Here is a 233-nt window from a genome sequence, read left to right as displayed (position 1 = left end):
TGATCTTGTGAAGACAGCTTCGGCTGGCCCTCACGCGGTGGGAAGTGTGATTACCTATAGCTTCAAAGTGAAGAACACGGGTAATGTAACACTGAGCAATGTAACGGTAAGTGACCCACTACCAGGCTTAGGAACAATAACTCCTGCCTCAGTAGCCAGCCTTGAACCGGGTGCAGAAACAACGTTTACGGCAACTTATACGGTAACGCAGGCAGATGTGAACAACGGCAAGG

1 protein-coding gene is annotated in these 233 nt (G+C 49.8%); it reads left to right on the top strand.

The window, feature by feature from the left end; translation table 11 throughout:
• Nucleotides 1–233: CLIPPER-2 domain-containing protein (locus AB2U10_RS19330; RefSeq protein WP_493820800.1), on the top strand; the 233-nt coding region annotated here is incomplete at both ends.

The organism is Leadbetterella sp. DM7, from assembly GCF_040829825.2.
Taxonomy (GTDB): domain Bacteria; phylum Bacteroidota; class Bacteroidia; order Cytophagales; family Spirosomataceae; genus Leadbetterella.
This window is presented reverse-complemented; position numbering and strand designations above follow the sequence as displayed.